Consider the following 11,762-nt stretch of genomic DNA (forward strand, 5'->3'; position numbering starts at 1 on the left):
AATGGATTAATCTTCAAATGGTTTCATAATGAAAATCGCTGGCGACGGATCGTCAAAATCCCGGGCTGTAATCAGGGCTCTGAGAGTGACTTCCCGCAACAGCCGGTTAGACCTGTCCGCTACTTTTTCGTTCTGCTCCCAATCTCCAGCGTCCGGCAATTGGACCAATAACTTAAATAGCAATCTGGAAGAAGATTCCTTCCGGGCGAAAAAGGCAAACATGAACAATACATCCCATAAACGGCCCGACTGGTCCTGATGGCCGTCTATTCCTTTGGGTACTTCAACATATTTGTCCCATACTGAGCGGGTCAGGTAAACCGGATGACGGATCCCAGCTTCCTGAGAAATCTTTTGATCAACTTGAATCAGGAAACCATCATCGATGGCTTGTTTGGTGGAGTAAACGGAAATGGGTTTTAAACTTTTGAAATCATTCATAATAGATCGCTGCTGCCTTGCAGACTTTTAATGGCATCTGGCACGCCGTTAAACTTAAATTTTTGGCGTACCACATTGAGCTGTCCCGGATCAGGTCAATGGGGTGCATGTCAGTTTTTTGCCGACCTGTTTGTTCATTGAATCAACCTGTTCATCGACAATGAACAAGGCAAAAAACTGAACGCATCCGAAGGACGGTTGCCACGAAAAGCAACCGCCCCTTTACCGTTCAGGGAAGCGATCAATAACTTTGTCGAAAATTTGAGTGAAAAGGAGTATGTCTTATGATCAGTCAACGGGTGAATGTCATTTTTCAACCATTTACAGAGAACATTTCAAAAAAATGACCGAATGCGAGGAACCGGAGCGAAGCAGAGGTCCTTGACCGTTTTTGCAGTGCAGGTAAATTCGACAGGAATTGAGAATGGCTTTGTTCAATAAGTATAATTTGGTAAGATTAAACTATTACTTAATAGTCCTGAATTTTAGGCAGATAACAAAAGCTTACACATAGCCATGCTAAGTCAAAGACCTTGCCTAACCAACACAATAAACGAAAGGAGTAAAGGATAAGAAACCAATATCAAAGAAGGCACGAATTTACTTTGAATTTTCAGGAGTTTTGAGGGAAAGGCTTCATTTTATTCTAAATCCTACAAATCATGTTATTATTATGATTGCTTCCTCCAGATGTTAAAATTCAAATTATTACATTTGGTTTTGATTTGAGAAAACTCAAAGAATTATCAACTTTAGCCAAACGTATAATACGGAATGAATATCGCCCAAATAGAACAAAACCTGCAAAACCTGATGAAGTTTTTTTCACCGGAAACCTTCATCTACGACTTACTTTTAGCATACGGTTTGCCCAAAGCTTCCATCACCCGTTTGCAAAAGGGGAATTTAAACCTCTCTAAAAAGGACGGTGAAATATCATGGAAGAAAAAGCTTTTTTTCAAAGCTGTTTATGACGCAGATTTGCACCAGTCAATTTCTAAATTGAACGGAGAATTAAACCACGGTCAGCGATTTGTGGTTGTAACAGATTTTGAAACGTTGTTAGCTATTGATACCAAAACAAACGATAAGCTGGATATTGAACTTCAAAATTTACCGAAGCATTATGATTTCTTCCTTCCTTGGGCTGGCATGGAAAAACACAAACACCGCGATGAAAATATTGCAGATGTTAGGGCTGCAGAAAAGATGGCTAAGTTGTTTGATGAAATTAAAAAAGATAACCCGGATGATTCACTGGAATTCATTCACGGCTTAAACGTTTTTCTTTCACGTCTGCTGTTTTGTTATTTTGCTGAGGATACAAATATTTTCCAGAAAAACCAGTTTACCAATGCCATCAGTTCAAACACCCAGGCCAATGGTAGCGACCTGGATTCATTTCTCGACCGGCTTTTTGAGGTATTGGACACTCCTGAAAAATCAAGGGTTGGTTTACCTGCTTATTTCAACGTATTCCCCTATGTTAATGGAGGTTTGTTCTGCAAGCGGCTTCTGTCGCCAAAGTTTACGCGGCGTTCGAGGCAATTGATTATCGACAGTGGCGAGATGCAATGGAAAGACATAAACCCCGACATATTTGGCTCCATGTTTCAGGCTGTTATTGGTGCCGACCAGCGTGGAAGCCTCGGACAGCATTACACCTCTGTCCCCAACATCATGAAGGTGATTGAACCGCTTTTCCTGAACAGTTTATACGAAGAATTTGAAGATGTCAAGGGCAACCTGAAAAAATTAAATGAACTTCAAATACGACTTTCAAAGATCAAGATATTTGATCCAGCTTGCGGCAGTGGAAACTTTCTAATTATTGCCTACAAGGAACTACGAAGGCTGGAAATGAAAATCTTTCTGGAAATCGAAATAATTACAAAAGCCCATACTACAAAGTACAGTGAAATTTCGCTCAACAATTTCTATGGTATCGAGATTGATGACTTTGCTCACGAAGTAGCCCAACTCTCCCTTTGGTTAGCCGTGCACCAAATGAATGTAGAGTTTTACCGGCAGTTTGGCCGCACCAATCCAACCCTACCATTAAAACAAGCCGGCAACATTGTTTGTGGGAATGCCTGTCGCCTGAATTGGGAAACGGTTTGTCCAAGTAAAACAGAGGATGAAATTTATATTTTGGGAAATCCGCCATATAGAGGTTTTTCCCAACAAGAAAAAGAACAAAAGAATGATCTGTTTTTCATATTGGGTGCAACTACTAAACTAGACTATATTTCTGGCTGGTATATACTTGCAGCAAAATATATCGCAGAATATGATCAGGTAGCATTTGGTTTTGTTTCAACCAACTCTATATGCCAGGGGGAACAAGTTGCATTACTTTGGCCTCTAATCTTGGGTAAGAAGAATGAAATATTTTTTGCTCATAAATCTTTTAAATGGGAAAACAATGCGAAATCACAAGCTGGAGTTACAGTGATAATCACTGGTATTCGGAAAAAACAAAACAAACCCAAGTGTATAATTGAAAGCGGACATAAAGTGACGGTAGACTATATAAATCCTTATCTTTCAACAGCAAGAATCAGTGGAGTTCCTAAAAGAAATATACCCCTTTCTAATTTTTCACCAATGGTTTTGGGGAATATGCCAAATGATTTCGGTGGTCTTCAGTTCACAATGGAAGAAAAGGAAAATATTGTAAATCAATATCCTGGATCTACTCATTTCTTTAAAAAGGTTGTGGGTTCTCAGGAATTTATCAAAGGAGTTGAAAGATGGTGTATTTGGGCCGAGGAAAATGATTTTAATGAGCTGAATGAAATACCTCCAATTGCGGACAGATTGAATATCGTTAGGACTGAAAGAAACAGAAGTAAAAAAGAATCGTACAACAAATTTGCAACTAAACCACATAGATTTATTGAGATACGTCATAAAAATACGGATGTATTGCTCGTACCTGGCACATCGTCTGAAAAAAGAGAATATATTCCAATAGGGCTTTTAAATAATAACGTAATTATAAATAATCTCGCTTTTGCAGTATATTCACCCAACACTGAATTATTTGGTGTTTTAACCTCCAAAATGCACAATCTTTGGGTAAGAGCTGTTGGTGGAAGTTTAGAGACACGAATTAGATATTCTTCTGTTCTATGTTATAACACATTCCCTTTCCCTCCAATATCCGACCAGCGTAAACAAGAAATTACCCAATGTGTTTTTCGTATTTTGGAGGAGCGGGAGAAACATTCAGACAAAACCCTGGCTCAATTGTACGACCCCGACAAGATGCCAGAAGGCTTGCGCGAAGCACACCGACAAAACGATTTGGCAGTGGAACGTTGTTACAGAAGCCGGCCTTTTGAAAGCGACGAAGAACGGTTGGAATACCTATTCAAACTCTACGAAAAAATGATTGCGGAAGAACAGGACCGAAATACCTTGTTTGCAGAAAAAAAGAAAACCCGGAAACTAATACGATAATGCACAAAATACTCAATAAACTATTAAGCCAGGCTGCCGAAAATGAGATCGTAGAATTTAAAGAGGCAAAAAACCAATATGACATAAACAAGTTGGGCAAGTATTTCCCGGCATTAAGCAATGAAGCTAACTTGAAGAATGTCAGCGATGCATGGTTGGTATTCGGGGTAAAGAATGACAAAACCATTGTTGGGACATCAATATCCGACAATCAAATCAATGCATATAAACATGAAATAGCCAAAAATACGACTGCCAATCTCACATTTATTGATATTTACAAGGTAACGGTTGAAGGCCAGAAAGTGCTCTTGTTACAAATACCTGCAGCTCTTACAGGTTTGCCAATTGCTTGGAAAGGGCATTACTATGGACGGAACGGAGAATCACTAAGCCCTTTGAACATTGAAGAGTTGGAAAGGATCAGAAACCAAGTCAATACAACCGATTGGAGTATAGGAACAATAAATGAAGCATCGATTGATGATCTGTCTCCTGAGGCAATTGAAAAAGCCAGGCAGCTTTTCACTGTTAAAAATCCATCATTAAAAGATGAGATACCCCATTGGGATGTCCTGACTTTTTTGAATAAAGCAAAACTGGCCATTAAAGGCAAAATAACGAGAACTGCGATTATCTTGCTCGGCAAACCGGAATCAGAGCATTTTATTCATCCGGCCATTGCCAAGATTAGTTGGATATTGAGGGATAAAGACAATATTGAAAAAGACTATGAGCATTTTTCCTGCCCATTTTTGCTGAATGTTGAAAAGGCTCGGGCAAAAATCCGGAACCTGAAATATCGTTACCTGCAAAAAGGCACACTGTTTCCTGACGAGGTTGATCAATACGATCCGTATATAATCCGCGAGGCCCTAAATAATAGCATAGCCCATCAGGATTACCGCTTAGGGGGTAAAATAAAAATTGTTGAAAAGGAAGACGGCACACTCACCTTTCATAATTTAGGCAACTTTATTCCCCAGTCCATTGAAAATGTGATAATGGCCGATGCCCCTGAATCAAAATACAGGAATGCTTTTTTGTCCAGTGCGATGGTTAACCTGAACATGATTGATACCATTGGAAGTGGGATCAGGCGGATGTTTGTTATCCAGAAGAATAAACTGTTCCCATTACCTGAATATAGTTTTGAAAATAATTCAGTTAAGGTGATCATCAGTGGAAAGGTTATGGATTTAGCCTATGCAGAAAAATTGGCACAATTGCCCGATCTTTCATTACATGAAATCATGCTCCTGGACAAAGTGCAAAAAAAACAAATATTTAGCTGATCCGGAAGTAAAAGAACTAAGGGATAAAAAATTAATTGAAGGCCGGAAACCCAATTTTTATATTTCGTCAATTGTTGCAAAAGAAACCGGGCAGAGAGGTGAGTATTTAAGATTAAGGGGAATCGATGATGAATATTGCATGAAGCTTATTATCGATTATCTCAAAGAGTTTAAGAAGGCCAAAAAAGCTGATTTCTCGGAATTGCTTGAAAACAAATTACCCGATGTATTAAGTAAAGGACAAAAACAGCATAAGATCAAGAACCTTTTGCAAAAAATGAAGAAAGATGGGCTTATCGATTTGAATAATGAAAGATACTGGGTCCTCAATTGAATGGTCTAAATGCCCAATCTCAGACAGAATTTAGACGAAGACTTAGACGTAAATCAAATTGCGACAAGATGTAATAACCATATAATAAGCAGATTAAAGTTTGTTTATTAAAAATAAATAGACGAAAATTTAGACGAAAATGCCAGATATCGTAAAAGTTACTTACAACCAAACAGGTCAAAGCACCAAAACAAACCCAATGGGCATGCGCGACATGCAGGCCCGGGCGTTCGAAGCCCGCGATTCCCAATATTTGTTGCTGAAAGCCCCACCGGCATCAGGAAAATCACGGGCGCTAATGTTTCTCGCTCTAGATAAGTTAAGAAACCAAGGCATCGAAAAAGTAATTGTGTCCGTACCTGAGCGTTCCATCGGAGGTTCGTTTGCAAAAACCAATCTCAGTGCCCACGGTTTTTTCAACGACTGGGATCCAAACGATCAATACAACCTGTGTACGCCGGGAAGCGATGGGAGCAAAAGCAAAGTGCAGGCTTTTCATAACTTCATGAATAATGGTGAGCAAATATTGATTTGCACCCATGCCACCCTCCGCTTTGCCTGTGAGGAACTGGACGAACAAATATTTAATAAAACGTTGTTGGCCATTGACGAATTTCACCATGTTTCAGCCGACATAAACAACCGGCTGGGCGAGCTTTTGCGTAGCATTATGCAAAAATCATCGGCCCATATCATCGCCATGACAGGCTCTTATTTCCGGGGCGACAGTGTCCCTGTTTTATTGCCTGACAGTGAAGCCCGGTTTACCAAAGTAACTTACAACTATTATGAGCAGCTTAACGGCTATTCGTACCTAAGATCATTGGGCATTGGATACCATTTTTACCAAGGAAGATATACCGAAGCCATTTTGGAAATACTTGACACCGATAAAAAAACGATCTTGCATATCCCCAATGTCAACTCCGGCGAATCAACCAAAGACAAACACAACGAAGTTGATTTTATTCTGGATGCTATTGGATCAGTGATAAAGCAGGACACGGAAACAGCTGTGATCCATGTAAAACGCCATGCAGATGGGAAAGTAATAAAAGTAGCCGATCTTGTGGAAGATAATCAAAGGGAAAGGGACAAGATTGTAAACTATCTTCGAAATATCCGATCAGAAGATGACATGGACTTGATTATCGCCTTAGGCATGGCAAAAGAGGGTTTTGACTGGCCATATTGCGAACATGCCTTAACAGTTGGCTATCGGGGGTCATTAACTGAAATCATTCAAATCATTGGACGGGCAACCCGTGACAGCAGTAACAAATCACACGCCCAGTTCACCAACCTGATTGCCCAGCCAGACGCTGCAGACGACCAAGTTAAATTGTCTGTAAACAATATGCTAAAAGCTATTACCGCATCCTTGCTGATGGAACAGGTTTTGGCCCCGAACTGGAATTTTAAGACCAAACTTTCGGACGATGACAAAGCTAAACCAGGCGAGTTAAAGATAAGGGGCTTAAAAGAACCTTCTTCAAAAAGGGTAAAAGATATTATCGAATCAGACCTAAACGATTTAAAAGCAACGATACTTCAGGATGATACCATGCTAAAAGCCATGCCGGGCAATGTTGAACCGGAGGTGATCAACAAAGTGCTTATCCCAAAAATTATCCGGGTGAAATACCCGGAATTATCGGATATGGAAGTTGAAGAAATACGTCAATATGTAGTGGTCGATTCTGTCATCAAAAATGGCGAAATCAAGGAAACCGGCGATAAACGTTTCATCCGGATGGCAGACAGCTTTATTGACATTGATGATATCCACATTGACCTCATTGACCAGATCAACCCATTCCAGAAAGCTTTTGAGATACTCTCAAAATCAGTTACAACCAAAGTATTAAAAATAATCCAGGATACGATTGAAGCAACACGTATCAAAATGGACTTCGAAGAGGCCCGGATATTATGGCCTAAAATTCAGGAATTTATAAAGATGTATAACAGGGAACCAAGTTTTCAGGCCAACAACCCATTGGAAAAACGCTTGGCAGAGTGTATCATCTATTTAAAGGAAGAAAAACGAAAACGAACCGCAACAAATGGATAAGGACAGAATTCTGGATGATATTTTTGACAACGATCCGTTAGGGCTGCTCAATGTCAAGCCTAAAAATTCAACGGCAAAAACCGCGGAAGAAAGGCTAATCTCAAGTTTCCTTGAAATTAATGATTTTATTAGAAGCAATGACAGGGAGCCAGAGGCGAGTACAAATGTTGCTGAATTCATGCTCTACACACGGTTAAAAAGTCTTCGGGAAGAAAATGGGAAAATAGAGATATTAAGTACCGTCGATATTTATCACTTGTTGCCTAAAGCGGAAGCTGATAAAGTCAATGAACCAGGCGAATCACACTACAAAAAACCCAAAGAAATAAATTCCATCGATGACATTTTCGGGGACGACCACTTTGATATATTGGGCAAGGACGAGGAAGGTTTGTTTAATTTTAAACATACCCCACAGGATTACGACCGGGCAAGTGCCGATTTTATTGCCAGGAGAAAACCCTGCAAAGACTTTGAAAAATATAAAGCCCTGCTCAAACAGGTGCAGGACGATTTAGCAAATGGCAAAAGAAAACTCATTAACTTCAATCAAGGAAATTTAAAGGAAGGTGCATTTTATGTGCATAATGGCTTGCTTTTCCTACTTGAAAAAATAAATATTTCTCAAAAAGACCATTATAAACCCGATGGCACAAGGGTCCGCGAAGATGGTCGTACCAGGTGCATTTTTGAGAATGGCACACAATCCAACATGCTGAAAAGGTCAGTTGAGAAAATTCTGTACACGAATGGCTTGGTGGTAACCGATAATTTGGAGAAAGTAAATGAGGGCTTTCTGAAAAGTTTCGGCACTATTACAACTGATGATCAAGAAACTGGATACATTTATGTTTTAAAATCTAAAAGTTTCAACCCGGAAATTTCATCAATAAAAAACTTGTATAAAATCGGGTATTCCCGGACTGAAGTAACTGACCGAATTAAAAATGCGGAAAAAGAACCAACCTATCTAATGGCACCGGTTGAATATATCGCCGGATGGAAGTGCTACAATATGAACGCCCAAAAGTTCGAACAGCTAATGCACAACTTCTTTGGTAAATCATGCCTGGAAATAGATGTGTTCGATGAAAAAGGCAAAAGGCACACTCCCAGGGAATGGTTCATCGCCCCACTCGATGTTATTGAACAAGCAATCTCCTTAATAATCGGTGGGCAGATTGTTAATTATCGATATGATCCTGAAAGACATATAATTGCAAAACGATAAGCTTAAAGGACCTTAATTGTATGCCATATAAAGTTGAAATATTCACTAAACAGATTTTTCCTGACGGAAAATTTTTCAATGATAGTGAGGTTCTTTATTTTTCAAATGGCCATGAACTTACAGCGAATAGAGAAGCGTATGATTTTATTTTTTCTCATGGTCCTAAACCAAAAACGGAAATAGAGCTCAGTTTATTCTTTGGAGAAGATGGTTATGAAAATTTATTATTGTGTTCTTTGATCCTACACCCGCTCGAAGATTATTCAAAAAATGAGTTAAACTCTCGTGACTTTTACTATTGTTTTGAAATTGAGAATTTACACTTAGAACTTCAAGACTATAGACAAAACTCTTTTGATATTGGTGGTTCCCCTTTAATTTTGAAAGATGAGAAAATTTTTATCTATAATTCAGGGGAAGGTACTGACATTGAAGTAACTCCCCAAATACTCTCGGTATATAGAGATTTAATAGGCAGGAAATCTGACTTTACCTAATTCAGCCCGGTCTATCTCAGAATGTTGTAAAGGTCAGTGCTAATTGATAAATTGACTGTATTGCCCAGTTGGAACCAGTTTGTTATTGTTTTCTGTTATTGCCATTTTGAAAATATACTCTTCATAGTCTTTTTCTAAATTCTCTCTTTCGGGTTTTCTGCTTATATCTTTTACTTTTCAGACCTGTTCCATCATTGATTTGAAACTGCATTTGCCTAATCAATTCTTTCAAAACCAGCGATTTTAAAATGTCAATGCCCAATTCTTTTTGATTGGATAACTTTTCGGATTGCGCTTTTCTTGCAGAATGTCCTTGGTCCAAAACCTGTTTTTCTGAAAAATAAAACCTCGGCCGCTCCTCAAAATCACTCATCCTCACCGGATGCCGGACCGGATTTCCGTTCTTATCCGTCACAAAAACCAGATGTCCTCTCCCCGCTTTTCTAATCTCCACCTGAAACAGCCCCAATGCTTGGTCATATAGTTCTTTGGAGGAGATAAACTCCATCCGGTTGAGTTGGGAAAACAGGCTTTCCAGGTTTTGTTTCAGGTTTTTGCTGGCTCCGGAAAACCGGTAGTTTAATTTTTCCTGAATATCATCTTTGGTAAGCTCGTATTTCTGCTCCAGACCTTTGATGAACCTCTGGGCCTTTTCTTTCTCGTAATTGTCTTTGATTTTCTTGCCGGTATCACAATCAATACGGGTGGAAACGATATGAAAATGCACCCGCTCCAAATCAGCATGTTTATAGACAAAGTAAGGTTGGTTTCCATATCCCAGGTGGTTCATCAGGTTATCGATCTCAGTCCTGATACCGGCATCACCCAGCCGGACCAAATCATTCACAGTCGGATTTACGGATATATGCAACCCGGGCTTTCGAACCCGGGTATTCCGTTCTTCAATCTCCTTGAAAATCCGGTAGCGGTCGTTCTTGTCTCCCATAAATGGATTGACAACCGGCATATTCTGACTGTGATAAAACGAGGCTTTGTGCCGCTCAACTTTGCGCTCATTATAAAACAACGCGTTTTTCGTGCTACAAGCTTGATGAATCTTAATAACCATGATCTTCCAATTTTGAGGGTGGGCGAGGAATCAACGTAGATACCTTTGAAGCAGGACCAGACAGTTTCGCATCATCTCAAAAGCTTGTTTTAAAAGCTGCCGGTCACTGTCGCCCATCCGGTAACCGGCAAAAGAATTCATGCGCTTCGAGAGTTGGTTCAGGTTGACCCCGATCTTATTTAGCTCATAGTCCAGATTTTTTAACTGGTTATTGGCATTTTCATCCAGGGAAATCATCTTTCGATCTGACTGCTTAAAAATCCGCGACCGGATGAAATCACTCATGCAGGCGAACTTCCCACGTTTGGTCAGGCTTTGCAAACGGATCTTTTCTTCCCGGGTGATCCGGATGATCAGCATTTCGTTTCGCTTTTCCTTATCTGGTAAATGTGGCCGCATGGACTGTTTCCTGCTTCTGTTATTATTCAAAGAGGGGAATATTTTTGCCAACCTGCTATCAGGTGGGGAAAGCCTCCCGATGTTATCGGGACAAGGTGAAAAGGTTTTTGTGCATACAAAAACACAACTTGCATTCCCCTCTTTGAGCTAAGATTTTACCCTTGATTTTCCTGCTTTTTTTCTCTGATTTTTCGGTCAAAAAGAAAGGGAAACTTTATTTCGTATTTCCCCATCTTTTCACTTCAAGTAACCGGTGGTTTTAGCCAACTTTCGGCTTGGCTCCTTTACTTTTTTCCGGCTTCAGATCTTCGGATTTTTGCATCTTCTCCTGTTTGAAATTAGAGAAGCTGATGTTCCGTTCGGCAGCGTTCACCTGCAGGGTGGCTCCAAACTTTTTGTTATTCTTTCCCAGCATCCCGTCCACGGTCACCTTTTGTCCGGCTGCCAGCTTTTCTTTTTGCTCCGAAGTCAAGGCGACTCCTTTGATCTTGTCCGGGACCTGGATGTGTTTGGCCCGAAGCGGAATGAGCTCGTTGGTCTTGGGATCGATGCTCAGGTAATAAGTATCTTTCTTACCGTCCCGACCGGTCAGTTCAACGGTTTTGCCCAGATTCTTGTCATTCAGTAAAGCTCCCTTTTCCTCTTTGGTGAACTTGTGTCCCAGGTATTCATCGGGGACAAACAGTCGCTGAATGGGATGGACTTTGACATCGACTTTACCATCTTCACCCTGCTGTAAACGAATCTTTGCCGGGATCTTGTAATCCTGGTCGTTGATCCTGGCGTTGATCGTATAAAGCTTATCTGAGCGAAAACCGTTCAGAAAATCAGTCAACTCCCGGCTTTCCATGCGGGATACAAAATTGCGGTCAATTCCGGCTTTCTCCAGTTTCTCAAACGGGATGTCAGCCATGTTCATTCGTGTGTTTTGTTGTTCCATAACTTTTAATTTTAAGT

At 40.1% G+C, this 11,762-nt stretch carries 10 protein-coding genes; 6 read left to right on the forward strand and 4 right to left on the reverse strand.

Going from position 1 to position 11,762, the window contains the following annotated elements; genetic code table 11:
- Nucleotides 1-6 precede the first annotated feature (6 nt).
- The gene (locus tag ACTB00_RS03020; RefSeq protein ID WP_463298471.1) at nt 7-441 is read right to left on the reverse strand and encodes a DUF6573 family protein; all 435 of its coding nucleotides are present in this window, start codon (nt 439-441) and stop codon (nt 7-9) included.
- Nucleotides 442-1,215: 774 nt separating this feature from the next.
- Here ACTB00_RS03020 and ACTB00_RS03025 point away from each other — a divergent pair.
- The 6 genes from ACTB00_RS03025 (at nt 1,216) to ACTB00_RS03050 (ending at nt 9,337) form a co-directional block, all read left to right on the forward strand.
- A complete protein-coding gene (locus ACTB00_RS03025) occupies nt 1,216-3,906 on the forward strand; it encodes a class I SAM-dependent DNA methyltransferase (protein WP_463298472.1) in 2,691 nt (896 codons plus the stop codon).
- Complete coding sequence (locus ACTB00_RS03030; RefSeq protein WP_463298473.1) at nt 3,906-5,201, forward strand: RNA-binding domain-containing protein; 1,296 nt, start codon at nt 3,906-3,908, stop codon at nt 5,199-5,201. Before ACTB00_RS03025 ends, ACTB00_RS03030 begins: the two co-directional genes overlap by 1 nt.
- Entirely contained in the window at nt 5,152-5,535 is a 384-nt protein-coding gene (locus tag ACTB00_RS03035) for a hypothetical protein (protein WP_463298474.1), read from the forward strand. The genes ACTB00_RS03030 and ACTB00_RS03035 overlap by 50 nt, the downstream gene beginning before the upstream one ends.
- Nucleotides 5,536-5,674: 139 nt before the next feature.
- Nucleotides 5,675-7,609 (forward strand): DEAD/DEAH box helicase, encoded by a 1,935-nt coding sequence (locus ACTB00_RS03040; protein ID WP_463298475.1) that lies wholly within the window; start codon nt 5,675-5,677, stop codon nt 7,607-7,609.
- Nucleotides 7,602-8,840, forward strand: a complete 1,239-nt coding sequence (locus ACTB00_RS03045; RefSeq protein WP_463298476.1) for a GIY-YIG nuclease family protein — start codon at nt 7,602-7,604, stop codon at nt 8,838-8,840. Before ACTB00_RS03040 ends, ACTB00_RS03045 begins: the two co-directional genes overlap by 8 nt.
- A 20-nt stretch (nt 8,841-8,860) precedes the next feature.
- On the forward strand, nt 8,861-9,337 hold the full coding sequence (locus ACTB00_RS03050) for a hypothetical protein (RefSeq protein WP_463298477.1): 477 nt from the start codon (nt 8,861-8,863) through the stop codon (nt 9,335-9,337).
- Nucleotides 9,338-9,458: 121 nt separating this feature from the next.
- Here the strand turns inward: ACTB00_RS03050 and ACTB00_RS03055 are convergent, their stop codons facing one another.
- From ACTB00_RS03055 to ACTB00_RS03065, 3 genes are all read right to left on the reverse strand, one after another.
- A complete protein-coding gene (locus ACTB00_RS03055) occupies nt 9,459-10,406 on the reverse strand; it encodes a relaxase/mobilization nuclease domain-containing protein (protein ID WP_463298478.1) in 948 nt (315 codons plus the stop codon).
- Nucleotides 10,407-10,436: 30 nt separating this feature from the next.
- Entirely contained in the window at nt 10,437-10,835 is a 399-nt protein-coding gene (locus ACTB00_RS03060; protein ID WP_463298479.1) for a plasmid mobilization protein, read from the reverse strand.
- Nucleotides 10,836-11,064: 229 nt separating this feature from the next.
- A complete protein-coding gene (locus tag ACTB00_RS03065) occupies nt 11,065-11,745 on the reverse strand; it encodes a DUF3945 domain-containing protein (protein WP_463298480.1) in 681 nt (226 codons plus the stop codon).
- Nucleotides 11,746-11,762 lie beyond the last annotated feature (17 nt).

Source organism: Sunxiuqinia sp. (genome assembly GCF_055140945.1).